Raw genomic sequence first — 23,108 nt, 5'->3', positions numbered from 1 at the left:
CCCGCAAGCACAAAAATCCACCTAAACTTGAGCTAGTACTTCAACTTTTCCCGTCTGAAGGGTGGACAGCGCGACAGAAGCTGATCATGATCAATTCCAGATGATTTTTCTGCTTTTTGGAATTGTTCCAAACTATCAGACGTCCTATATGTGAAGCAGAAGGTGGAATGCCTGTCGAATCGGCGAGGCTGCCACAATACCTTGAGTGCCATTGCGGGCTCACGGGGTTCATCCAAACCCGGTGGTGCCGAACGATCGAAGCCTGGAGTCGATAATGCGTCTGACGAAGCAAACGAACTACGCAGTCCGCATGCTCATGTATTGCGCTGCCAATGACGGCCATCTCAGCCGCATTCCGGAAATCGCCAAGGCCTATGGTGTGTCCGAGCTTTTCCTTTTCAAGATCCTGCAGCCGCTCAACAAGGCCGGCCTTGTCGAGACCGTGCGTGGCCGCAATGGCGGCGTACGCCTGCCCAAGCCGGCCGCCGATATCAGCCTGTTCGATATCGTCAAGGTCACGGAAGACAGCTTTGCCATGGCGGAATGTTTCGAAGCCGGCGAGATCGATTGTCCGCTGGTCGATAGCTGCGGTCTGAACTCCGCCTTGCGCAAGGCGCTGAACGCATTTTTCGAAGTCCTGCAGCAATATTCGATCGACGACCTGGTGAAGGCCCGGCCGCAGATCAACTTCCTGCTCGGCCTCGACCAGCTTACCCATCCAAAGACTGCAGCGGCCTAAAGCCTACTCAGATCGTCTTACGGGCGTGATACTCCACTCTCCGTTATCCTCGCCCGGTTGGCGGGGATCTAAGGACCCGACGTCCGTCGGGTCAAAAGATTCTTTCAGCGCAAGGACTTGAGTTGACTGGATTCCTGTGACGAGCACGGGAATGACGGTGGGTTCAGCAATTTTGCTGGCTACCCTTTGGCCACATATTCGCGCAGGATGAACTCCACGGCGGTTGGATCGAGTTCGCCCTTGTCGATGCGGAAATCCGCGCCGTATTCCTCGAATTTCTGAAAATAGGGATCGGCGAGCGACGAGGAAATCACGCCGATCGGGCCGATATAGCCATTCTGGCGCAGGATCGGCACCGTTTCGCGAAAATCGCATTGCTGTAGCCGGTTGTCCATCAGCACCATCGAAACCGGCGTGCCCGACGCGATGAAGTCCAGCGCAGCACCAATCGTCTGGCAATAGTGCAGCTTAATCTGCAGGCTCAAGACCTTTTTCATCACGCCGCGCATGATCAGGTTTTCGGCCGGATCGTCGTCAACGAGCAGGATATGGATCGTGTGGGTCATCGGGCGGTTTCGCTTGGTGGATGGCTTAATGAAAGTGCGTTGCTCTATGCAGTATGCGAAGGCGCAAAGGCGTTATTGAATAATCTGCTCGCGGATCGCTTTCGCCACCATCTGGGTTCTGTTGACGACGTCGAGCTTTTTCAGGATCGTCGCGGTATGCGAATTGACCGTGTGTTCGGAGACCGAGACGATCAGGGCGATCTCGCTTGCCGTCTTGCCATGCGATATCCAGCGCAGGATTTCCGTTTCCCGCGGCGTCAGCCCAAGGCCCACCTTGTTGGACAGAACCAGCCGGTAGAAATAGTCAAACGCGCAGATGGCATCGTAGCACAATGCATAATGCGCCTGCCGTTCCATGTCGTCGCTGTCGCCTAGAAACAGCACGGCATAGCGGGCACCGTTGATGCTGGCGACCGGGATACAGACCAGCATGTCGAAGCCGAGTTGCCCGAGCAGATTGCCGCCATGTCCCGGATGCGGGTCCTGGGCTTTCCAGATGGAAGGAATGGAGGACGTGTGCAGGCTCTTGAAAACGGCAGAGTCGCCGAAGCGGTGGCGCTTGTCGTAGGCGTCGGCAAGCCCAGAGGGAAGATCGTGCAGCGCCAGCCGGTTGGTCAGCGTGCAGGCATCGCCCTCGTTGCCAAGCTGCAGGATGCCGAAATGGTCGAAACCGAAGCGCAGCGCCATCGTGTGGAAAATTCGAAAGAAATCGACCCGATTGAGAGCCTTCTCCAAATCGTTGTCATAATAGGTTTGCCGGTGGCTTTTTAAATCGGTCGTCACGTCGCGGCCGTCCCCCACGTATTCCGCGACTGCTATTTTAACGTGCGATTCTCGATAAGCAACCGCACCGGAACGGAAAAGGCGAGTTAGCTGCAGTTTTGAGGGTAGGGGCGGTTTTGAGGGCAGGGGCAGCAAGGCCGCAGCGCTGGGGCGAGGGGGAGGACTGGCCATGGTTGCTTTCATCTCATCCCCGCCTGGCAGATAAAAGCCGGACAGTCCTCCCCACCCCGCATGGGCCTTATGCCATGCCGACGCCCCTGGCGCTATCCGTGCAATTTGGGATTGACTTTGACACTGAAACGAAATCGATTCGGGTTTTCGCGTTGGATGGCTGAAAAAAAGTCGTGTATAGCCTGCGGCAATGTCGCGTCTGGGAGAATTTTCCAATTGGACAAATTTTTCGGGTCGCTTATTGCATTGAGTGATCAAATGTCGTTCCATCCGGCCTTGACCGGAAAAAACGGCTTCTGCGTCAGAAAAATACGAGAACAAGAACAAATCTGGGAAGCAAATTCATGAAAAAGCTCTCTACCCTCATCGCAGCAACCGCGATTGCCACATTGATGGCCGGTTCTGCATGGTCGAAGACCTTCGTCTACTGCTCGGAAGCGTCGCCGGAAGGCTTCGACCCCGGCCTCTACACCGGCGGTCAGACTTTCGACGCGGCTGCGCACACGGTTTACAACCGCCTGGTGGAATTCAAGCGCGGCACGACGGAAATCGAGCCTGCGCTGGCTGAAAGCTGGGAAATCTCTCCCGATGGCAAGGAATATACCTTCAAGCTGCGCCCGGGCGTAAAATTCCAGACAACCGAATATTTCACGCCGACGCGCGAACTGAACGCCGACGACGTCATCTTCTCGTTCGAGCGCCAGTACAAGGCCGACAATGCCTGGAACAAGTATGTTCCCGGCGCGTCCTGGGAATATTTCTCCGGCATGGGCCTGCCGGACCTGCTCGAAAAGGTTGAAAAGGTCGATGACCTGACGGTCAAGATCGTGCTGAAGCGTCCGGAAGCGCCGTTGCTGGCCAATCTCGGCATGCCCTTCATCTCGATCCTGTCGAAGGAATATGCCGACAAGCTTCAGGCTGACGGCAAGATGGAACTGATGAACCAGCAGCCGCTCGGCACGGGTCCGTTCACGTTCGTCGCCTATCAGCCGGATGCCGCCATCCGCTACAAGGCAAACCCCGACTACTGGGGTGGCAAGCAGAAGATCGACGATCTGGTTTTCGCGATCACCACGGATGCCGCCGTTCGCGCCCAGAAGCTGAAGGCTGGCGAATGCCACCTGATGTCCTACCCGAACGCCGCCGACGTTGCCGAACTGAAGGCTGATCCGAACCTGAACATTTCCGAACAGGCCGGCCTCAACGTTTCCTACCTTGCCTACAACACGCTCGTTGCACCGTTCGACAAGGTTGAAGTCCGCAAGGCCCTCAACATGGCTGTCAACAAGCAGGCCATCGTCGATGCCGTGTTCCAGGGTGCCGCAACGGTTGCCAAGAACCCGATCCCGCCGACAATGTGGTCCTATAACGACAAGGTCGAAGACGACAAGTACGATCCGGAAGTCGCCAAGAAGATGCTTGAAGACGCTGGCGTCAAGGATCTGAAGATGAAGATCTGGGCAATGCCGGTTGCGCGTCCCTACATGCTGAACGCCCGCCGTGCAGCTGAACTGATGCAGTCCGACCTCGCCAAGATCGGCGTCACCGCTGAAATCGTCTCCTACGAATGGGCCGAATATCTGAAGCTCTCCTCTGCCAAGGACCGCGACGGTGCGGCCATCCTCGGCTGGACCGGCGACAATGGCGATCCGGACAACTTCCTGGACACGCTGCTCGGTTGCGACGCTGTCGGCGGTAACAACCGTGCGCAGTGGTGCAACAAGGAGTTCGACGATCTGGTAACGAAGGCGAAGGAAACGTCCGACGTTGCCGAGCGCACGAAGCTCTATGAAGAAGCACAGCTCGTCTTCAAGAAGGAAGCGCCCTGGAACACGCTCGACCACTCGCTCGCCGTCGTTCCGATGAGCAAGAAGGTGTCCGGCTTCGTCCAGTCCCCGCTCGGCGACTTCGTCTTCGAAGGCGTTGACATCGCCGAATAAGATCGGCTGAAAAAACAAAGGCACGCCGCAAAGAGCGTGCAATGGCCGGCGGCTCGAAGACATTCGGGCCGTCGGTTTTTCAAAGAAAGAAGGGATTGGCTCCCATGTTGCGCTTTATCTTCGGACGGCTCGCCGTCCTGATACCCACGTTCCTCGGGGTGTCGCTGATCGCGTTCTCCTTCATTCGACTTCTGCCGGGCGATCCCGTCATGTTGATGTCGGGTGAGCGCGTCATGGCTCCGGAACGCCACACCGAACTCATGCACCAGCTCGGACTCGACCGGCCGATGTATGTGCAATATTTCGATTATCTCGGCGGTCTCGTGACGGGTGACTTCGGCTCATCCATCGTCACCAAGCGTCCGGTTCTCGACGATTTCTTGAACCTTTTCCCGGCAACGCTGGAGCTGTCGCTCTGTGCCATCATCGTGGCCGTGCTGCTCGGCATTCCCGCCGGCGTGGTCGCCGCAGTCAAGCGGGGGACCTGGCTCGATCAATCGCTGATGGGCGTCGCCCTCATCGGTTATTCCATGCCGATCTTCTGGTGGGGCCTGCTTCTCATCATCTTCTTTTCCGGCTATCTCGGCTGGACGCCGGTCTCGGGACGCATCTCGATGATGTATTTCTTCCCGCAGGTCACCGGCTTCATGCTGATCGACAGCCTGATCTCGGGGCAGGCGGGCGCGTTCAGATCGGCCGTCAGCTATCTGATCCTGCCCACCGTCGTGCTTGCCACCATTCCGCTTGCGGTCATTGCCCGCCAGACGCGCTCGGCCATGCTGGAAGTGCTCGGCGAGGATTATGTCCGCACCGCCCGTTCCAAGGGCCTTTCGCCATTCCGGGTCATCGGCGTGCATGCGCTGCGCAACGCGCTGATCCCGGTCATCACCACGATCGGCCTGCAGGTCGGCGTGCTGCTTGCCGGCGCGATCCTGACGGAAACGATCTTCTCTTGGCCGGGCATCGGCAAATGGATGGTCGATTCCGTGTTCAAGCGGGACTATCAGGTCGTGCAGGGCGGGCTGATGCTGATCGCCGCCATGATCATGATCATCAACCTCATCGTTGATGTGCTTTACGGCTTCATCAATCCGCGTATCCGGCATTAGGAGGGTCTGATGGCTGTCGCTGAAATTAAAATTGCCAAGCCGCAGACCGGCTTTGCCGAATTCTGGTTCTATTTCTCGCGCAACAAGGGCGCGGTCATGGGGCTGGCGATCTTCCTGATCATCCTGTTCGTCGCTGTCTTTGCGGCCTTCGTCGCGCCGCATAGCCCCAGCATCCAGAACCGCGATGTGCTTCTGTTGCCGCCCGGCTGGACGCAGGGCGGGCAGTGGACCTACTTTCTTGGAACCGATGCCGTCGGCCGCGATATCCTGTCGCGCCTGATCTACGGTGCCCGTTTCTCGCTGTTCATCGGCCTTGTCGTCGTGACGCTGTCGGTCATCTCCGGCGTGCTCGTCGGCCTCGTCGCCGGCTATTTCCGCGGCCGCACCGATACGATCATCATGCGCGTCATGGATATTATCCTGGCCTTCCCGTCGCTGCTTCTGGCGCTCGTGCTGGTCGCCGTTCTGGGGCCGGGCCTGGTCAATGCGATGATCGCGATCTCGCTGGTCAACCTGCCGCATTTCGTGCGGCTGACGCGTGCCGCCGTCATGTCGGAACGCACCAAGGATTATGTCATTGCCTCGCGGGTCGCCGGTGCCGGCACCCTGCGGCTGATGTTCCTCACCATCCTGCCCAATTGCCTCGCACCCTTGATCGTCCAGGCGACGCTCGCCTTCTCGGCGGCGATCCTCGATGCGGCAGCACTTGGTTTCCTAGGCATGGGCGCTCAGCCGCCGACGCCGGAATGGGGCACGATGCTGGCCGAGGCCCGCGAGTTCATCCAGCGCGCCTGGTGGGTCGTGACCTTCCCCGGTCTTGCCATTCTCATCACCGTCATTGCCATCAACCTGATGGGCGACGGCCTGCGCGATGCGCTTGATCCGAAGTTGAAGAGGTCATGATGTCGCTTTTCGAAATCGAAAATCTCGTCGTCGAATTCCAGACGGCTGCCGGGCCTTTCCGTGCGGTCGATGGCGTCTCGATGAAGGTCAATGCCGGCGAAGTGCTGGCGATCGTCGGTGAATCCGGCTCGGGCAAATCCGTCTCGATGCTGGCGGCCATGGGCCTCTTGCCCTGGACGGCCAAGGTCACCGCCGACAAGCTGCAGTTCAATGGCATCGATCTGCTCGGCCTGTCGCCGTCGGACCGCCGCAAGATCGTCGGCAAGGACATTGCCATGATCTTCCAGGAGCCGGTCGCCAGTCTCAACCCGTGCTTCACCGTCGGCTTCCAGATCGAGGAAGTGCTGCGCATTCACCTCGGCCTCGACAAGGCGGCGCGCCGGGCCCGCGCCATCGAACTGTTCGACCTGGTCGGCATTCCCAATCCCGCCGAGCGCCTGGGACATTTTCCCCACCAGATGTCGGGCGGCCAGTGCCAGCGCGTGATGATCGCGATTGCGCTGTCATGCAATCCAAAGCTCCTGATCGCCGACGAGCCGACGACGGCCCTCGACGTCACCATCCAGAAGCAGATCCTCGATCTCCTGATGCGGCTGCAGGCCGAACACGGCATGGGCCTGATCATCATCACCCATAATATGGGTGTGGTGGCAGAAACCGCCGATCGCGTCATCGTCCAGTACAAGGGCCGCAAGATCGAGGAGGCCGACGTGCTCTCGCTGTTTGAATCTCCGAAGAGCGAATATACCCGCGCGCTTCTGTCGGCCCTTCCCGACAATGCCACCGGCGACCGCCTTCCCACGATCGCGGAATTCCTCAGCGACGACCAGATCTTTGCAGGAGCTGTTCGATGACCCATGTTCTCGAAGCCAGAAACCTCACCCGCGATTACCACATCCCCGGCAGTCTCTTCAAAAAGGCCAAGACCGTTCACGCCGTCAAGGGCGTGAGCTTTGCCGTCGATCAGGGCAAGACGCTGGCCATCGTCGGCGAAAGCGGCTGCGGAAAATCGACGCTTGCCCGCATCGTCACCATGATCGACCCGGCAACCTCCGGCGACATGCTGATCGATGGCAACAAGGTCGATATCGCCAAGGAACGGCTGACGCCGGAAATGCGCCAAAAGGTGCAGATCGTCTTCCAGAACCCCTATGGCACGCTGAACCCGCGCAAGAAGATCGGCGAAATCCTCACTGAGCCGCTGATCATCAACACCAATATGAAAGCAGACGACCGCCGCGACAAGGCAATGGCCATGTTGAAGAAGGTGGGTCTTGAGGAAAAACATTACGGCCGCTATCCGCACATGTTTTCCGGCGGCCAGCGTCAGCGCGTGGCGATCGCCCGCGCGCTGATGCTCAACCCGCGGCTTCTGGTGCTCGACGAGCCGGTGTCGGCGCTCGACCTGTCGGTGCAGGCTCAGGTTCTCAACCTGCTCGCCGACCTGCAGGACGAGTTTCAGCTGACCTATGTCTTCATCAGCCACGACCTGTCGGTGGTGCGCTACATCGCTGATGACGTGATGGTGATGTATTACGGCGAAGCAGTCGAATATGGCAGCCGCGAGGAGGTCTTTACCGACCCCAAGCACAACTATACCAAGACGCTGTTTGCCGCGACGCCGCGCGCCGATGTCGACAGCATCAAGGCAAGGCTTGCCCGAAAAAACGCAGCTTGAACCCCATCGGTTGCGGCAATCGCGCGATCATGGTTCCACTGACCGGAAATCTGCGGTAAAGCGCCTGCGTCACCACAATTCACATGCGGCCCGCCGCATTCTACGAGGAATATCAAGATGGAAATCAAACGCTTCGAAACCGGTCCGCGCATGAGCCAGGCCGTTGTGCACAATGGTACCGTCTATCTCGCCGGCCAGGTTGGCGAGGCCGGTTCCGATGTGACCGAGCAGACCAAGCAGGCTCTGGCTTCGGTCGATCGTCTGTTGGCTGAGGCTGGCACAGACAAGTCCCGTATCCTGTCGGCAACCATCTGGCTGGCCGACATGGTCGATTTCCCCAAGATGAACGCCGTCTGGGATGGCTGGGCCTCGCAGGGCAACACACCGGCCCGCGCCACCGGCGAAGCCAAGCTCGCGACCCCGGACTATCTCGTCGAAGTCATCGTCATCGCGGCTCTCTAAGAGGGCCATGGAAAACGGAAAAGCCGGCGTCCTTCCAAGGGCGCCGGCTTTTTCATGCCACTCTGTCAGTTCCCGATGCGCGCCGTGCCGGTGTCGCCGTTGTCGCGCACCCATTTGACCTTGCCTTCACCAGTTTCCGTCAGGTCGAAACACATGGGCGACCCGTCATACCAGACCTTGAATTGCTGGCAGAGCTTGTCCGACTTGATCCACCAGCGGCCCGTATCGGTGGGCTGGATGAATTTTCCCAGTCCCAGCGCCTTGCCGCTGCCATCGACCTCGCCGGAGGGGTGATAGTTGAGGGGGAATTCGCCGCCCATCGGTGCTGCCAGATAGATGGTCTTGCCGATGATCTGGCCGCGAATATCCGCTTCCTTCATCTGCGTGGTCTGCGCCGCCGCCGCAAGGCTGGAGATCATGACGCCAAGAGTGACAATTGCAATTTTCCGCATCGCAGTCTCCATCGCTTTGCCTTCGATACGCGGCACCCGGCAATTGGATCACCCGGAAACCGGATTAGTTGAACATCGGGTGATGGCGCTACGCCCAAGGTTCGTGGCGGCATCGACGCAAGGCTATGGAACCATTCGGCTCAAGCCGCGTTAAACTGCGCATCCCAATGGGAATGCTTTCCGACATCAAGGCCGGTTTCAAGGCCAACTATAAAGGAATGTGCCATGCTGTACTGGTTGCCAAGGCTTTGCCTGTTCCTGCTCGCTGCCGCCGTTATCGGTCTCGGCATCCTGCCCGCGACGTCGGAAGACATTGCCAACACATTGATCGTGGTGATCCTGGGCCTTGGCCTGTTTTCTCTCACGCTTCACGTTTTCCCGCCGGAACGCTACTGACGCCAGGTTTGGCGATGGGGAGGAAATTCCCAGCAATTGTTGCTTGGAAGACCCGACGTTTCGTTTGAAAGTTCGCTCCCGCCAATTTGATCAGGCGGGCAGCAGAGTGGGTGGGTACCCGACGCGCCTACCGATCAAAGCCGCGATCTAGAAAGGCCCTTCGCCTTTTCCACCGCCCGTCAATGTCATGCCAAATTCATCTACCGCCTCACCAGTATGCAAGCCGCAAGGCGGCAATGGCTTGTTCTGGTGACATCTCCGCGACCGGAACTTTTTCACAAGCACTGCGTTAGTTGCCGTTACACACCGGCGCTGCCTCTGCTCCGGTGTTTTCCGCACATCGATCTTATTCGCCCGTCAGGCTGCCTGTGCGCCCTTGGCGGGGCACATGGAGAGCCGGAACATGGGTGCTGCCTTGACGGGGAGTGGAGCTTTCAGGAAGCGGAAGCTTGCGGAACTGGAGGCACAGGTGGAGGCGGCGGATATCCCCGAGACATCGCCGAAAACCGGGCTTGACCTGATCGTTGCCTGGAGCATCGTCGGCACATTCGTCATCTTTGCGTCCGCCGTGATTTACCTGATGGAATCGATCCTGATGCCGGTCACGCTGGCGATTGTCATCGGCATGGTGCTTGGTCTGGCTGCCGACCGCCTGGCGCATCTCGGATTGCCGCCTGCCTTGGGTGGGCTGCTGTTGGCCGCAATATTCATTGTCGGCCTGTTCTTTCTGATCAATGCCCTGGTCGAGCCTTTAACGTCGGTTGCCGGCCAGGCTCCGGGCATTCTGGAGCGGGCGATCGAGCGGGTGCTGCCCTATATCCAGCGGTTCGAATGGGCAAAGGTGGTGATCGCCGGAACGGATGAAAAAGCCGTCACCGATGTGGCCATTCAAAATGCCGGCACCATGCTCGGCCTGGTTGCCGCCGGCGTCACGCCCGCCTTTATCCAGACGCTGATCTTCATGGCCGCACTCGGACTGTTCCTTGTCGGCCGCGGCCATCTGCGCAAGACCATCATCCTTGCGTTTGCCACCCGCGACCGGAGGCTTGCCGCAATCCGCATCATGAATGCCACCGAAAACGCCGTGGGGTTTTACTTCTCGACCGCGAGCCTGATCTATCTCGTTCTCGGCACCATCACCGCTGCGATCGCCTTTGTCGGCGGTTTGACGATGGCGCCGCTCTGGGGGCTGTTCGCCTTTGTCTCCAGTTTCATTCCCTATCTCGGCGTGACCATCATGACCGTGGCGCTTCTCGCCGCCGGCCTGATGACCCACGATGCGCTCCTGCTGGCGCTGGCTCCAGCCGCCGCCTTCTTCATCCTGCATCTGGTGATGGAAAACCTGGTGACACCAGCCATTCTCGGCCACCGGCTGGAGATCAATCCCTTCCTGATTTTCATCGCGATCATTTTCTGGACCTGGATGTGGGGTGCGGTCGGCGCCATGCTGGCCATGCCGCTCTCGCTCATCGCCATGACCATCTTCAACGAAGTCCGCACCCAGCCGCCGGAGCGCCAGTTGCCTGGGTGAGGATACAGGTGGCTGAGGATATGAGTAACGGTCCCGGCCGCTCCGGCATAAGGCAACTGAAAGCAGACGCATGACCCCAATGCTCGATACGTTCGATACGGTCCAGGCCGATCTTCATGGCGGCCGGTCTCCCTGGGGAGGCGGCCAGCGCCCACCCCGCAACCCACCTCTCACGCAAAGCATCAAGACAGACGTTCTCGTTGTCGGCGGCGGCATCACGGGATCGCTGGCCGCGCAACATCTTGCCGCCCGTGGCGTGGATGTGACGATCGTCGATCGCGAGCAGCCGGGGCTTGGCAGCACAGCTGCAAGCACCGCCATGCTGCAATGGGAGATCGATTGCACGCTGGGGGAACTGACCGAATTCTACGGTTTTGACCGGGCAGCCGAACTCTACCGGCACAGCGTCGCAGCTGTTCAGGGGCTTTCCGGCCTGGTGGAAGGATTGGGTTTCGATTGTGCCTTCCGGCCCCGGTCCACCCTTTTCCTTGCGGCAGGCGAAGCTGGCCCCTCGGCCCTGCGCGACGAGCATCTGCTGCGCGAACGCGCCGGTTTGCCCGGCCTGCTCCTCGATCACAAGGACCTTTTGTCCCGCTTCCGTATCGACCGGGCAGCGGCAATCGTGTCGCCGGGCTCCGCCGATGCCGATCCGATCCTGTTATCCTGGGGCCTTTTGAGGGATGCGCAGACGCGCGGCGCGCGGCTGGTCGATGCCATGGTAACCGCCTACCATGATGCACCGGGCTCGGTGACGGTCGAGACCGACAGCCCCTTCGTCATCGAGGCGCGGCATGTGATCCTGGCAACGGGGTATGTCATGCCCGATTTCGTCCGCAGCGACCTGCACAAAACAGTATCGAGCTGGGCGATTGCCACCGTGCCGCAACGGGAAGGCACGCTCTGGCCCGGCGGCGAACTGATCTGGGAAGCCTCGGAAACCTACAATTATGCCCGCACCACTAGGGACGGACGCATCATCATCGGCGGTGGCGACGACGAGACGGTTGATCCGCAGGCCCGCGACAGCAAAATGCCGGAGAAATCGGAAAAGCTGGTCGATGACCTCGTCAAGCTGTGGCCATCAGCCAATCCGGTCATCGATTTCTCCTGGTCCGGCGCGTTCGGCGAGACGGATGACGGTTTGCCGCTGATCGGCGCAGTCCCCCGCATGCCGCGCATCCTTGCGGCTTACGGCTACGGCGGCAACGGGATCACCTTTTCCTTCATGGCATCGCGCATTCTCGCGCAGCTTTGCGCCGGTCAGCGGGAAGGCTGGTTCGAAGCCTTCGCCATCGACCGGCCATCCCCGGGACAATAGCGGCAATGCTCAGCGTTTGCCGGAGCGCGCGTTGTCGTCGAAGAACAGCGCCTGGCTGATCAGGGCCTTGACCATTTCCGGATTGAACGGCTTGGTCACCAGAAAGGCCGGCTCCGGTTTGGTGCCGGTCAACAGGCGCTCCGGAAACGCGGTGATGAAAATCACCGGGATCGTCGCGCTTTTCAGGATCTCGTTGACGGCGTCGATGCCCGAGCTGCCATCTGCAAGCTGGATATCGGCAAGGATCATCTTCGGCTCGGTCTTTTCAAACAGCGTGATCGCTTCGCCATGCGTTCTGGCGACGCCCGCTACCTTATGGCCAAGGCTCAGCACCATGTCCTCGATATCCATGGCGATCAGCGGTTCGTCCTCGATGATCAGGATTTCGGTGGCGACCTGGCGGGAAATATCCTCGGATGCCTCGCGCAACAGATTTGCGGTTTCAATGTCTGAAACACCGAGAATTTCGGCCGTTTCCTCCGGCGAGAAGCCCTCGACGGAAACGAGCAGAAACGCCTTGCGGGCTGCCGGCGCAATCACCGAAAGATTGGCGGCGGCACGCGCTTCCCAGCCAAACGGCGATGGTGTTTCCGGCAGGTCGATGCTCAGCGTATCGAAGATCGAGCAGAACAATTTAAACAGATTGACCCGGTCGTTGGACCCTTGCGGGAAAAGCGTGATGTCGGCGATCAACGCTTCCAGAACGGCGGCGACATAGGCGTCGCCTGAGGTTTGCGATCCGGTAACGGCACGGGAGAAACGGCGCAGATAGGGAAGATGGGCTGCGATCCGCATGGAAAGTGACATTTATGACTTCCTTCAGTATGATGGCGCCGAATTTTCACCGGTGCCTGATGCTATCGCATGGCGAAACATGGCATTGGTTTGATCATGTTTTAAGGTTGAAGGGAAGTTTCCGTGTTGAACGAATTGTGTGTCGGTTTCAAGGAAACCCGACATAAGTTCGGACTATGGCAATGTTTTTGATGTATTGAATTGGACGTGGAAGCAGTGCTGCGGGGCGATTGCCGACGCGGATTTTGGAGTGAGACAGACTATGACGGACATACCGGAAAATCAACCGCGTGCCGGTATGGGCAGGAAAGCGGCAGTGGGGGCGACAGATCCCAATGGCCAGATCGCCTCAAAGCTGAAGGCGCTTTACAGTTCCGTCGAGCAGGAGCCAATTCCCGATACCTTCCTCGACCTCCTGGAAAAACTCGACCAGGCCGAAAGGCTCGGCAAAATTTCGGACTGATGCGTGAAACATTCTGGCATCAACTGCTGTGAGCAAGACACAAAAAAACGGGCCGAGGCCCGTTTTCCTGTTTTAAGAGCGCTGAGGGATCAGCAAGCTGCCGTGTAGCGGCGGCCATAACGGTCGCGGTAGACGCAACGGCCCGGCTCATTGGCATTGCCGATCAAGGCGCCAGCCACACCACCGACGGCAGCACCAACAGCTGCGCCACGGACATTGCCGGTCGCTACGCCACCGATGATGGCGCCGGATGCGGCGCCGATGCCGGCACCCTTTTCCGTCTGCGAGCAGGCGGCGAGAGGAAGAATGAGCGCGACGGCAAGAAGGATCTTTTTCATGACTGGTTCCTTTTTAAGGCTGTTGATGAACGAAAGCAAAGTTACGGCAGATTAGATGCGGCCCATCAACACGAGGATGAGAAGTATCACAACAACCAGCCCGAGGCCGCCGGACGGCCCATAGCCCCAATTGCGGCTGTGGCCCCAATTCGGCAGCGCGCCGATTAGCAAGAGCACCAAGACAATTAGGAGAATTGTACCGAGCATGATTATTCCTCTTCGGGTTCTGGCCGTGCGGGTCACGGGTCTGCTGCGGTAACGTTGCTCACGCGAATTTGTTCCCGCGTGTTGTGTTCATTTAAAGGCTGAGCGGCAGCGCATTGTGGCAAGGCGCGATCACGGCCTCTTTAGTAATGGTTTTCTTACGGTTTGCGGTCAGCGGGCCGAAGAGGAGAAACGCCCCGATCAGTTGGTCAACCTTGTCGCGGGCCTCGGCCATCGGCAGATGGCCGACCTTGTCGAGAATGACCGTATGGACGCGCGGCAGCCGTCCGGAGAGATGGATCTGGTGCAATGGCGGCACGATCGCATCGCGGCCGCCGATAATGTTGAGGACCGGCACGTCAATCAAGGGGAGTTCGTTGATGACGGACGTGCGCGACATCCAGGAGACGAAAGCCGCAATCTCCGCCGCCTGCGACTTCAACAAATGCGCGCGGACCTCTTCCATCGTGGCGATGGTCTCCTCGGTTTCCCAGCCGGCGGCCTTGTCGAACACGCATTCGAGCGAACCGAAGCGGAAAGTCTCGCGGGTGGCAATCCAGCGGGCAAAAAGCCGGGTGAAAAGATGCCGTCCCAGAACGGGAAGCCGCAGGATGCGCGATGCCATCCGCTCCTGTCCCTCAAACCGCCCGCAGGCAAAAGCGCCCATCAGGATCACGTTGCTGACCAGATCCGGGCGATGCCGGGCAAGCAGGAGAGAGACGAAGCCACCTGTCGAATGGCCAATCAGGGTCACCGGCTCGCCATCGAAATCCCGCTCGATCGCCTCGGCATAGGCATCGACGATGGCTTTTGTCGTGAGGCACCCGGCAAGACCATCAAGCGTCCACGGGCTGTGCCCCGGCAATGGATAGGCAGCGGCGCGGCCCTCGCGCACGATGCTTGGTGCAAAACTGCACCAGAACGCCGGCGACATGACCATGCCGTGGATCAGCACGGTTTTGATGCCGGGATCCTCGCAAAGCCAATGGGGAGAGGGCGGACGCAACATGAATGGCATTTCCTTCGCTGTGTCAGCAAGGCATGCCTTGGAGATTTGGGTTGTCTGGGCGGGCACGGCGAAAAAGCCGTTGCGGGTATCCGGGTTCACCAATTCACGCCAGGCGCTCCTTGACGCGTTGGTGAAACGCAAGCTGCCGCTAAAAAGTTCCCGTCAAAATTTCCGGAACTTCCCGGCCATTGCCGCCGTTTCCCTGCCACGTTCTGCAAAGTAATTCCCACGTTCTGCAACATTGTGCAGGGAGCACGACGATGGAACATATCGCAGCAATCATGATGCTTATCGGGTGCACCCAGGGCAATGTCGAATGCAAGGAATTGCCAGCACCGGCGGTCGGCTTTGAGACGGCCGAGGAATGCCAGGCGCTTTTGCAGCCAGCCGTGAACGATGCGCGCGACCGTTATAAGGTCATCTACGGCAAATGTGCTGCGATCGATCCTGCTCTTTACATCGAGGATGCAACGATCACATGGGCGATCACGCCAGCCAACGAGCTCGACGTCCAGGTCACCTTCGATGAGCCCGCTGCACCTGTTCTCGTTGCCGGTAAAACGGGCCGTCAGAGCGTCATCAGCAATTAACATAGTCAAACCCAACGTAAGGAGAATGCCATGAACTGGGATATGATCGAAGGCAAGTGGAAGGAATATCGCGGCAAGGCCCAGACCCAATGGGGCAAGCTGACAGACGACGATCTCGACGTGATCAACGGCCGCCGTCAGGAATTGGCTGGCAAGATCCAGGCCCATTACGGCGTCGAGAAGGAAGAGGCCGAGCGCCAGATCGACGAATGGTCACGCCACTGATCTGTACTGGTTCAAGAGGTTTGAAGCGGCATCCGGTTTGCGAAAACCGGGTGCCGTTTTTGCGTCCGGCCAGGCCGGCAGGCGGTGACAATAGGGAACAAAATCGGCGCCGGTTCGTTCTGAGGAGCAATCACAGCCGGCTGAACCCCGGCTTTTCAGCCGCCACAGGCGTCTCCCTAATTTCCACGAAGGAGTTCAACAATGATCCGCACTCTTATGGCGACGACCGCGCTTGCGGCACTTTTGGCCACCGGCGCATGGGCGCAGGAAGGCGCCATCAATGCTGATGGCACCCCTGCGACAAGCACCGGCACAAAGGCTGCCAAGGGTCCGGCCGGTTATTTCTCGGCGTCGCCGGAACAGGTGCTGGCCACGTCCGTGCTGGGTAAGACGGTTTATACCGGCGCCGACGAACAGGGTGAGGCGATCGGCGATGTCAATGATGTCGTCATCAATGCCGATGGCGGCGCCGAGGCGCTGGTTGTCGGCGTCGGTGGCTTTCTCGGCATCGGCGAGAAAGATGTGGCGGTCAGTTTCGACCGTGTCTCCTGGTCCGATCGGGATGGGCAGCGTATCATCGTGATTTCGGCTACCAAGGAAGAGCTGCAGGCCGCTCCGGAATTCGAGCGCTCGGCCATCGCAGATGGCGTCGCGGCAACGGCACCGGAAGCCGATAACACGGCTGCATCGGCCACGGCCCCCGTCATCACTGACGAAGCGGCCGAAGCCATCCCGCCGGCCACCGGCACCACGCCGGAAATGACCGACCCGGATCTGCCGCCAGCGGATGAAATGAAGTTGGTCGATCCGTCCTTGATCAGCGCAGAAAAGTTGATCGGCACCGAGGTCAAGGTTGCCGACGATACCAAGGTCGGCGAAATCGGCGATGTACTTCTCGACAAGAACGGCAAGGTCGAAGCCTATGTCATCGATGTCGGCGGCTTCCTCGGCATTGGCCAGAAGCCGGTGGCGATGAGCGCGCAGAGTGTTCAGGTGATGGCCGATGCCAAGGGCACGATGACCATCTACTCGCCTTTCACCAAGGAACAGATGGAAACACAGGCCGCCTATGACGCAGAAGCCTATAAGGCCAATCCGCGCGGCATCGTTCTGGCCGCGCCCGCAAACTAACGACTATGCTTAAAAAAACCGGCGTCGATTGGCGCCGGTTTTTTCATTGACTTCTTCACGTAGGCACAAAAAAAGCGGCCCATGGCCGCCATATTTTTGTTTCGTCTTCACTGCAGGTCTCAATTGCCCGCTTTTTTCCGAGCCCGGCTTTCCGCCGCCTCAAGATCATCGAGAAGATCAGACAATGTGCCGTCCGTGGCCGGCGGGTTTTCCGCGAAGTAAAGATCGCGTAGGGTCGAACCGATATGCAGATTTATGTCGCGGCCTTTATTGGGCATTTGCACCGCAGCCGAGGCAGATTTCACGATATTCGTTGTTGATACGGTCATTTTACTATCTCGCATGAGGTATATGCCTTCACAACGTTCCCTGCCTTGCTAATGTTCCGAGAAATACGTGGCCAAACCGTGTCAAATTGGGGCAATCTCTTGCGCCATGGTTAACGATCCGTTTCCAGTGTTGATGACGGGTTTGATGAAGAGATAAAATGAGACGCAATGTCTCCAGCGCCTTTTTCCACGGAACAAAAGTACCCGCCCGGCGTTTATTCAGCAATGATTGAAACCAAGGAGAATTTCTCATGCTGTACTACGCTCTCGTCTTCCTCGTTGTTGCCATCATTGCCGGCGTGTTGGGCTTTGGTGGTATTGCAGGCGCTTCTGCCGGTATCGCGCAGATTCTGTTCTTCCTGTTCCTTGCCTTCCTGGTCATCTCGCTGGTGGCTGGCCTGATGCGCCGCACCTGACCCCATCTCGGGTGAGTGCGTGAACGAAGGGAGCGATGCGAAAGCATCGCTCCCTTTTGGCGTTTGGGCCCTTTGCGCGTTTAGGCCCTTCGCGCGTTTGAGGATCTCTCCCTAGCTCGCGCTGCTTGCCGTCTTGCCGAAGGCAATGGGCTTGGCTATGCATGACCGGACCATCTCGCAACTGCACAAGTCCGGAGCCGTACTACGCATGAAATCGCTGGAACTCATCGTTGAAAGGATCATCCTGTCGAGCCGCTGGCTCCTCGTGGTCTTTTACCTCGGCCTGGTTGCGGCCCTGGCGCTCTATGCCGTGTCCTTCGTGTTTAAGTTCTACAAGGTCGCCATCATGGTCTTCACCTATGATGAATCCGACATGATCCTGGCGATGCTCGGCCTCATCGATGCGGCGCTCGTTGCCAGCCTCATCGTCATGGTGATGATCTCCGGCTATGAAAATTTCGTCAGCCGTTTCGATGAAGCCGATGCCGAGGTGTCGTTCCTGGGCAAGCTGGATTCAGGCAGTCTGAAGATCAAGGTGGCATCGTCGATCGTCGCGATCTCGTCCATCCATCTCCTGCAGATTTTCCTCAACGTGCAGAGCTATACAGGCGAGCATCTGATGTGGGCGACCATCATTCACATCGCCTTCGTGGTTTCGGCACTGATGCTCGGGTTCCTCGAGCAGATCATGAACAGACTGAAGAAATAAGCGCAAAGCAGAACAGGGAACAGGATATGAAGACAGACGTCGTTGTTTTGGGCGCAGGCATAGTCGGCCTGTCGACGGCCATCCATCTGGCGCGGCGGGGCAAGTCCGTGGTGCTGCTCGACCGCCGCGGTGCCGGCGAGGAAACCTCCTATGGCAATGCCGGCCTGATCCAGCGCGAAGGCGTCTTTCCCTATGGTTTCCCGCATGATTTCGGTGCACTGTTCCGCTATGCGCTGAACAACACGATCGACGCTCATTATCATTTCCGTGCGCTGCCGGGCCTTGTGCCGTTTCTGATCCGCTACTGGTGGAATTCGGGTTTCACCCAGCATCAGAATATCGCGTCCATGTATGCGCCGCTGATCGAAAATTCGATCGCCGAACATGCAGACCTCATCAATGCGTCGGGCGCCGGCGATCTCATCCGCAAGGATGGCTGGATGAAAGTGTTCCGCAGCGAAGCGGCGCGCGACGCGGCCTATAAGGAAGCGGAAAAGCTCTCCTCGACTTTCGGCGTCAATCACCAGAAGCTGTCGAGCAGCGAGCTGAAGGTGATGGAGCCATCCATCCGTGCCGACCTGACCGGCGGCCTGCGCTGGACCGATCCCTGGTCGATCCGCGATCCGCACAGCCTGAACAAGGCGTATCTCGCCTATTTCCAGTCGCTCGGCGGCCGCCTGGTGTCCGGTGATGCGGCAACGCTCGAACATATTCTCGAAGGTCCGGGCTGGCGCGTTGCAACGCCGGAAGGGCCGCTGGAAGCCAAGGAAGTCGTCGTGGCGCTCGGTCCCTGGGCCGACACGGTCACGAAAAAACTCGGCTACCGTTTCCCGCTGGCCGTCAAGCGCGGCTATCACATGCATTACGGCATGGCGGACGGCGCACAGCTGAACAACTGGGTGCTCGACGCCGAAAAGGGCTATTTCCTGGCGCCGATGCTGCGCGGCATCCGCCTGACCACGGGCGCAGAATTCGCCAATCGCGATGCGCCGAAAACCCCCGTTCAACTGACGCGGGCCGAACGCGTCGCGCGCGAATTCTTTCCGTTGGCGGAGCGCCGCGATGAGGAACCGTGGATGGGCGCGCGGCCGTGCACGCCGGATATGATGCCGATCATCGGCAAGGCGCCGCGTCACGAAGGCCTCTGGTTTGCCTTCGGCCACGCCCATCACGGCATGACGCTTGGCCCGGTGACCGGCCGTGCGCTCGCCGAAAAGATGACCGGCGAAAAGACCGTGATCGATATCAAGCCGTTCCGGCCGGACCGTTTCCTGGCCTGACGAAAACGGGCGCCGGGAGCGATCCCCGGCGCCTTGATTGCCGACAAATTCTGAACAAGCTGGTTTGACGAGAGCAATTACCCCACTCTCCGTCATCCTCGCCCTTGTGGCGGGGATCCAGCGACCCGACGTCCGTCGGGTCAAAAGACTATTTCAGCTGAAGGACTTGAGTTGACTGGATCTCTGTGACAAGCACAGAGATGACGGAGAGTTGGTGAAACGCATGATTTCCCAAATGCTCCACCGAATGCCGGGATGGGCTTTGCCAGCGGCCCGGCGCCGGGAGGTATTTCCGGTCAGCCTCACTCCTCAAGTTTTATTACAATAAATTTCCGGAACCCCGGAACAAACGTCAAGCTCGTCCGTTATATGGGTTGGCTGAAGGCGAGGGCTCGGTCGGCTGTGCCATGCGCAGCGAATGGAAATGACCGCCGTGATAAACGGCGGCGGGAGCAGTATTTCAATGCAGAAACAAGTTATAGAGTTCGGCGGCGAAGCCGTTGGCGCTTTGATGCGCGAGGATAATGGATTTCGCTTTCTCGCTGTCAAGTTCAGCGTCTTGGGTCTGGATGGCCGTCTGTTTTCAAACGCATCCGAAGCGAAACGCGCCGTCAAGGCGCTTCTGTCAAAACCGGCAGCCCGGTCGATGCCACCGGCAAGCTTCTGGGTTCCAGGCGACGGCGACCCGTCGAGCAGCCAGTTTCAATGGAATGCCGTGTCGTCCGTGCCCGCCCGCAACACTGAAAATCGCGTCTGAGCGGCAGATGTTTCTACCGCATGGCGTTTATCACGGATCGGTATAGCCCGACGCGACGATGGTAAAGGTGTTGGCGGATGGATCGGTCTTGAAGAGCAGCGTGCCGGTCGCGGATGACTGAGCCGGGACATAATCAAATGTGATCTCCTGCGTCTCGATCGCGGTATCTCCGTTCAGCACCTCCCCCTTTACCGGCACGGACGCGGCGGTCCGCTTGCCCCTGTTTTCGACGGTAAAAGACACCTCATAACCGCCACCTGCCGGAGACGCCCGCTGGCTGAGAATGCTGACGGAAAGTTGCGGCGCGCCGCCAGCGGAAGTGACAGCATCATAGCTGATCCAGCCGATCATCGCGGCCACGAGCAGGGCGCAAATTCCGCCGGTCAGCCATTCGATCCAATGCGCGCCGCGCCCCACCGTGCGGCTCTTGGACGTCTCGCTTTTGGACGTGTCACTCTTTGCCGCGTCGCTCTTGGCCCCGCTGCTCTTGGGTGGGCCGCTCTTGACCACGTTGCTTTTTGCACCGTTGCTCTTGGGCTGGCCGCTGTTGGAGATGCGGCTGCTGGATTTGACCGGTTTGGCGTCAGCCATGGTGGTTCCTCATAAAATGAGCCGCGCGGCAGCCGCGCCGATGGCGCCGGGAAAGGCAAGCACGATCATCGCCATCATCGCCGGCGTGAACGATCCGCCGTCCAGCCGCTCGAAACTCCAGAGCGCGTAGAGGCTGATCAGCAGGGCAATCACATAGCCGGGCAGGGTGAAGCGGACAAACGCATGCCACCACGGCGTATCGGCCGACAGCTCATGGCCGCCCTTGAAGGACACCGCGTAGACAAAGGCATGCATGAGCGTGATGGATAGGACGATGGTTGCTAAGGCATGCCATGGCGTCATCTTGTAGGAAATCAGGATCATCTCTTCCGTCGGCGCCATGTTGAGATTGAGGAACAGTGCGCCGACCGCCATCATGAAGAGCTCGCTGCCATAGCTGTCCTTCTGATCGCCCTCGGTGTCATCCTTGCCGCTGCCCAGCTGACTGCGCCCCAGAAGCGCGCCGATGCTGGCCGGAATGGCCTGGACCGCAATCTTGCCGGTAATCTCCTGCGCTGGCATCTCTGCCATCAGAAGCTTGAACAGGCACAGCGTCACCGCGCTGGTAAAGATGCCGATCCCGAACGCGATCATCGCGTCGCGGATCGCCGTCTTCCAGGAAAACGTCTCTTCAAAGCCGATCCGGTGGGAAATGCCGATCAACAGCGGAATGGTGAGAACGAGAAGCAGAACCAGCCGCCAGCGGTCCATGGTAAAGCCGAGTGCCCACATTTCCATGGTCATCTGCATCGGCAATGCAAACAGCAGCGCACCGCCGATTCCACGGCCAACCCCAACCGCAAATTTCGCGGCGGTTGCCTTCTCGGCGTTGGCGCTGTCAGCCGTCGCCTTGTCATCGGTCTGTGTGTTATCCGGCCGGCCGGAAATCTTTTTTCTTCCGGCCGCGCCCGTCCCCGCCTTCTGCATCAAATCCCCTCACGTCAACGAAGCTCACAATCCCTCATTGTGATGCAACCCTGTGCTTACTCGTTCCAATCCGCCGGGATCCCGCCATCGACGCCGCTTGCTTCCAGATCGTTGCGAATGCTGACGACACCGGGCACCGCATAAATCAGCAATTCGATCTTGCGCCGCTCCTGCGCCGTATCAACCGCACCCTTCAGCCACACCGAACCCCGGCGCGCCTTGATTTCCACAGACGCCGTTTCAATGTCGCTGTCTTCGAGCACATTGGCAATCACATCTTCCAGCGCGTCATCGTCCACATCGGCCTCGGTTTCGTCGCCAAACAGGTCCGGCCCGTTTTTGCTTTCGATCACCGTTTCGTCGCTGCGCTGGAATCCAGGATTTCCGGCTTCATCGAAATTCTCTTCACCCGCGCCATAGGAGCCGTTGCCGACTTTGGTCTCTGATCCCGGCGTGGCATCGGCATAGGGCCAGCCCTCCTCGACGTCCCGTTCCTCATAATCGCGGTAATCGTCTTCGCGTCCGGTGGGCTTCGGTGTCTTGTCGGTCATGGTCGTGTCCTCGTTGTCATGGAACCGAGAGGGAAACGGCTGGCGTGACATTTGGTTCAATTGGATGGGCGCTGAAAGCAATTGCGGAGCGCGGCACAAAAAATGGCGGAGCTGCATCTGCAGCTCCGCCATCCATATCAACCCTCCACAGATGTTAGTTCTGCGGAGCCGTACCGGTTGCCGGGGCAGTGCCCGTAGCCGGAGTCTGCGTATCAGTCCCGGTGGCCGGCGTCTGGGTATCCGGGGTCATAGGCATCGCGTTCGGGGTCGCGCTCGTATCCGGAGTGGTTGCAGTACCGGGTGTTGCCGGCGTTGCACTCGTATCGGCCGGCGGCGTTGCCGTATCAGCCGGTGCCATCTGGTCCGTCGTTGCCGGCGGCGGTGTTGCGGTGCCGGTTGTCTGGTCGGTCGACAATTCTGCCGGCAGCCAGACAAGAAGCGCCAGAACCAGACCTGCGAGCAGGATGATCAGCACCGGCCACTTGGAGCGTCCGGAGCGGGGTTCAAGCTCTTCCGGCCGCCGCTGGTTGGCCAACGGATCGTTCACCGGCGCGCCTGTCACCGGATCGATACGCGGACCTGCCTGATCGGCCGGCCATGCTGCAGGATTCACGTTGCGGTTTTCACTGGGGTCAAAACGTTGATTCATGGCGGACATATCCTTTCGAGAAATGGTGCCTGTGCCAGCAAACGTTGAAGGCAACTGCCACATAAACGTTGCCGCGAGACGAATGTTCCTTGAAAA

31 protein-coding genes are annotated in these 23,108 nt (G+C 59.1%); 19 read left to right on the top strand and 12 right to left on the bottom strand.

Translation table 11 applies throughout. The features are described 5' to 3' along the window. The first annotated feature begins 274 nt into the window (after window positions 1–274). The gene (gene rirA, locus ASD32_RS00500; protein WP_060635955.1) at window positions 275–739 is read left to right on the top strand and encodes an iron-responsive transcriptional regulator RirA; all 465 of its coding nucleotides are present in this window, start codon (window positions 275–277) and stop codon (window positions 737–739) included. Window positions 740–918: 179 nt separating this feature from the next. On the opposite strand, the gene ASD32_RS00495 is transcribed toward rirA, so the two are convergent. Further along, window positions 919–1,305, bottom strand: coding sequence for a response regulator (locus tag ASD32_RS00495; protein WP_060635954.1), 387 nt, complete (start codon window positions 1,303–1,305; stop codon window positions 919–921). A gap of 72 nt (window positions 1,306–1,377) precedes the next feature. Continuing rightward, window positions 1,378–2,088, bottom strand: a complete 711-nt coding sequence (locus ASD32_RS29935) for a helix-turn-helix transcriptional regulator (RefSeq protein ID WP_162252615.1) — start codon at window positions 2,086–2,088, stop codon at window positions 1,378–1,380. A 515-nt stretch (window positions 2,089–2,603) separates the two neighbouring features. Here ASD32_RS29935 and ASD32_RS00485 point away from each other — a divergent pair. The 6 genes from ASD32_RS00485 to ASD32_RS00460 all read left to right on the top strand — a co-directional run bounded on the left by ASD32_RS00485 (window position 2,604) and on the right by ASD32_RS00460 (window position 8,351). Then, window positions 2,604–4,199 carry an ABC transporter substrate-binding protein gene (locus ASD32_RS00485; protein ID WP_060635952.1) on the top strand — a complete coding sequence of 532 codons (1,596 nt, stop codon included), beginning with the start codon at window positions 2,604–2,606 and terminating at the stop codon, window positions 4,197–4,199. 104 nt (window positions 4,200–4,303) lie between these two features. Then, on the top strand, window positions 4,304–5,308 hold the full coding sequence (locus ASD32_RS00480) for an ABC transporter permease subunit (RefSeq protein ID WP_060636233.1): 1,005 nt from the start codon (window positions 4,304–4,306) through the stop codon (window positions 5,306–5,308). Window positions 5,309–5,317: 9 nt separating this feature from the next. Further along, window positions 5,318–6,211 (top strand): ABC transporter permease subunit, encoded by an 894-nt coding sequence (locus tag ASD32_RS00475; protein ID WP_060635951.1) that lies wholly within the window; start codon window positions 5,318–5,320, stop codon window positions 6,209–6,211. Then, window positions 6,211–7,065 (top strand): ABC transporter ATP-binding protein, encoded by an 855-nt coding sequence (locus ASD32_RS00470; protein WP_082546598.1) that lies wholly within the window; start codon window positions 6,211–6,213, stop codon window positions 7,063–7,065. The genes ASD32_RS00475 and ASD32_RS00470 overlap by 1 nt, the downstream gene beginning before the upstream one ends. Beyond that, the gene (locus ASD32_RS00465; RefSeq protein WP_060635950.1) at window positions 7,062–7,889 is read left to right on the top strand and encodes a dipeptide ABC transporter ATP-binding protein; all 828 of its coding nucleotides are present in this window, start codon (window positions 7,062–7,064) and stop codon (window positions 7,887–7,889) included. The genes ASD32_RS00470 and ASD32_RS00465 overlap by 4 nt, the downstream gene beginning before the upstream one ends. 117 nt (window positions 7,890–8,006) lie before the next feature. Beyond that, window positions 8,007–8,351 carry a RidA family protein gene (locus ASD32_RS00460; RefSeq protein WP_060635949.1) on the top strand — a complete coding sequence of 115 codons (345 nt, stop codon included), beginning with the start codon at window positions 8,007–8,009 and terminating at the stop codon, window positions 8,349–8,351. 65 nt (window positions 8,352–8,416) lie between these two features. Here the strand turns inward: ASD32_RS00460 and ASD32_RS00455 are convergent, their stop codons facing one another. Beyond that, window positions 8,417–8,803, bottom strand: a complete 387-nt coding sequence (locus tag ASD32_RS00455) for a hypothetical protein (protein WP_060635948.1) — start codon at window positions 8,801–8,803, stop codon at window positions 8,417–8,419. Window positions 8,804–9,028: 225 nt separating this feature from the next. On the opposite strand from ASD32_RS00455, the gene ASD32_RS30195 reads away from it, so the two are divergent. From ASD32_RS30195 to ASD32_RS00445, 3 genes are all read left to right on the top strand, one after another. Beyond that, a complete protein-coding gene (locus ASD32_RS30195) occupies window positions 9,029–9,199 on the top strand; it encodes a hypothetical protein (RefSeq protein WP_200953529.1) in 171 nt (56 codons plus the stop codon). A gap of 403 nt (window positions 9,200–9,602) precedes the next feature. Beyond that, window positions 9,603–10,730, top strand: a complete 1,128-nt coding sequence (locus ASD32_RS00450; RefSeq protein ID WP_060635947.1) for an AI-2E family transporter — start codon at window positions 9,603–9,605, stop codon at window positions 10,728–10,730. Between the two features lie 70 nt (window positions 10,731–10,800). Next, window positions 10,801–12,048 carry an FAD-dependent oxidoreductase gene (locus ASD32_RS00445; RefSeq protein WP_060635946.1) on the top strand — a complete coding sequence of 416 codons (1,248 nt, stop codon included), beginning with the start codon at window positions 10,801–10,803 and terminating at the stop codon, window positions 12,046–12,048. Between the two features lie 9 nt (window positions 12,049–12,057). Here the strand turns inward: ASD32_RS00445 and ASD32_RS00440 are convergent, their stop codons facing one another. Further along, a complete protein-coding gene (locus ASD32_RS00440) occupies window positions 12,058–12,855 on the bottom strand; it encodes a response regulator (protein ID WP_060635945.1) in 798 nt (265 codons plus the stop codon). 286 nt (window positions 12,856–13,141) lie between these two features. Here ASD32_RS00440 and ASD32_RS29300 point away from each other — a divergent pair, with 286 nt between their 5' ends. Continuing rightward, window positions 13,142–13,306 carry a NepR family anti-sigma factor gene (locus ASD32_RS29300; RefSeq protein WP_162252623.1) on the top strand — a complete coding sequence of 55 codons (165 nt, stop codon included), beginning with the start codon at window positions 13,142–13,144 and terminating at the stop codon, window positions 13,304–13,306. Between the two features lie 89 nt (window positions 13,307–13,395). On the opposite strand, the gene ASD32_RS00430 is transcribed toward ASD32_RS29300, so the two are convergent. The 3 genes from ASD32_RS00430 to ASD32_RS00425 all read right to left on the bottom strand — a co-directional run bounded on the left by ASD32_RS00430 (window position 13,396) and on the right by ASD32_RS00425 (window position 14,857). Beyond that, a complete protein-coding gene (locus ASD32_RS00430; protein ID WP_060635943.1) occupies window positions 13,396–13,644 on the bottom strand; it encodes a YMGG-like glycine zipper-containing protein in 249 nt (82 codons plus the stop codon). A gap of 51 nt (window positions 13,645–13,695) precedes the next feature. Beyond that, on the bottom strand, window positions 13,696–13,851 hold the full coding sequence (locus tag ASD32_RS28775; protein ID WP_082512023.1) for a DUF3309 family protein: 156 nt from the start codon (window positions 13,849–13,851) through the stop codon (window positions 13,696–13,698). A 91-nt stretch (window positions 13,852–13,942) separates the two neighbouring features. Then, on the bottom strand, window positions 13,943–14,857 hold the full coding sequence (locus ASD32_RS00425; protein ID WP_060635942.1) for an alpha/beta hydrolase: 915 nt from the start codon (window positions 14,855–14,857) through the stop codon (window positions 13,943–13,945). On the opposite strand from ASD32_RS00425, the gene ASD32_RS29295 reads away from it, so the two are divergent. From ASD32_RS29295 to ASD32_RS00405, 4 genes are all read left to right on the top strand, one after another. Continuing rightward, a complete protein-coding gene (locus ASD32_RS29295) occupies window positions 14,856–15,080 on the top strand; it encodes a hypothetical protein (RefSeq protein WP_060635941.1) in 225 nt (74 codons plus the stop codon). The two genes, ASD32_RS00425 and ASD32_RS29295, sit on opposite strands and share 2 nt — an antisense overlap. 37 nt (window positions 15,081–15,117) lie before the next feature. Continuing rightward, entirely contained in the window at window positions 15,118–15,447 is a 330-nt protein-coding gene (locus tag ASD32_RS00415; protein ID WP_060635940.1) for a hypothetical protein, read from the top strand. Window positions 15,448–15,477: 30 nt separating this feature from the next. Further along, window positions 15,478–15,672, top strand: a complete 195-nt coding sequence (locus tag ASD32_RS00410; protein ID WP_060635939.1) for a CsbD family protein — start codon at window positions 15,478–15,480, stop codon at window positions 15,670–15,672. 201 nt (window positions 15,673–15,873) lie between these two features. Then, window positions 15,874–16,803 carry a PRC-barrel domain-containing protein gene (locus ASD32_RS00405; RefSeq protein WP_082546573.1) on the top strand — a complete coding sequence of 310 codons (930 nt, stop codon included), beginning with the start codon at window positions 15,874–15,876 and terminating at the stop codon, window positions 16,801–16,803. 119 nt (window positions 16,804–16,922) lie between these two features. Here the strand turns inward: ASD32_RS00405 and ASD32_RS00400 are convergent, their stop codons facing one another. Further along, window positions 16,923–17,132, bottom strand: coding sequence for a hypothetical protein (locus tag ASD32_RS00400; protein WP_060635937.1), 210 nt, complete (start codon window positions 17,130–17,132; stop codon window positions 16,923–16,925). Window positions 17,133–17,383: 251 nt separating this feature from the next. On the opposite strand from ASD32_RS00400, the gene ASD32_RS28770 reads away from it, so the two are divergent. The 4 genes from ASD32_RS28770 (at window position 17,384) to ASD32_RS00385 (ending at window position 20,294) form a co-directional block, all read left to right on the top strand. Continuing rightward, on the top strand, window positions 17,384–17,548 hold the full coding sequence (locus ASD32_RS28770) for a DUF1328 domain-containing protein (RefSeq protein WP_037105882.1): 165 nt from the start codon (window positions 17,384–17,386) through the stop codon (window positions 17,546–17,548). Window positions 17,549–17,756: 208 nt separating this feature from the next. After that, entirely contained in the window at window positions 17,757–18,257 is a 501-nt protein-coding gene (locus tag ASD32_RS00395; protein ID WP_082546572.1) for a TIGR00645 family protein, read from the top strand. Between the two features lie 26 nt (window positions 18,258–18,283). Then, window positions 18,284–19,537 (top strand): FAD-binding oxidoreductase, encoded by a 1,254-nt coding sequence (locus ASD32_RS00390; protein WP_060635936.1) that lies wholly within the window; start codon window positions 18,284–18,286, stop codon window positions 19,535–19,537. A 463-nt stretch (window positions 19,538–20,000) separates the two neighbouring features. Next, window positions 20,001–20,294, top strand: a complete 294-nt coding sequence (locus tag ASD32_RS00385; RefSeq protein ID WP_200953527.1) for a hypothetical protein — start codon at window positions 20,001–20,003, stop codon at window positions 20,292–20,294. A gap of 30 nt (window positions 20,295–20,324) precedes the next feature. On the opposite strand, the gene ASD32_RS00380 is transcribed toward ASD32_RS00385, so the two are convergent. The 4 genes from ASD32_RS00380 to ASD32_RS00365 form a co-directional block, all read right to left on the bottom strand. Next, window positions 20,325–20,885: a TIGR02588 family protein gene (locus tag ASD32_RS00380; RefSeq protein WP_060635935.1), complete on the bottom strand. Its 561-nt coding sequence runs from the start codon at window positions 20,883–20,885 to the stop codon at window positions 20,325–20,327. A gap of 9 nt (window positions 20,886–20,894) precedes the next feature. Further along, the gene (locus tag ASD32_RS00375) at window positions 20,895–21,812 is read right to left on the bottom strand and encodes a TIGR02587 family membrane protein (protein ID WP_082546571.1); all 918 of its coding nucleotides are present in this window, start codon (window positions 21,810–21,812) and stop codon (window positions 20,895–20,897) included. 56 nt (window positions 21,813–21,868) lie between these two features. Then, window positions 21,869–22,363: a BON domain-containing protein gene (locus ASD32_RS00370; RefSeq protein WP_162252614.1), complete on the bottom strand. Its 495-nt coding sequence runs from the start codon at window positions 22,361–22,363 to the stop codon at window positions 21,869–21,871. A 154-nt stretch (window positions 22,364–22,517) separates the two neighbouring features. Next, window positions 22,518–23,012: a hypothetical protein gene (locus tag ASD32_RS00365; RefSeq protein ID WP_156382980.1), complete on the bottom strand. Its 495-nt coding sequence runs from the start codon at window positions 23,010–23,012 to the stop codon at window positions 22,518–22,520. Window positions 23,013–23,108: the final 96 nt, after the last annotated feature.

This window comes from Rhizobium sp. Root483D2, from assembly GCF_001426685.1.
Lineage (GTDB): Bacteria > Pseudomonadota > Alphaproteobacteria > Rhizobiales > Rhizobiaceae > Pararhizobium > Pararhizobium qamdonense.
This window is presented reverse-complemented; position numbering and strand designations above follow the sequence as displayed.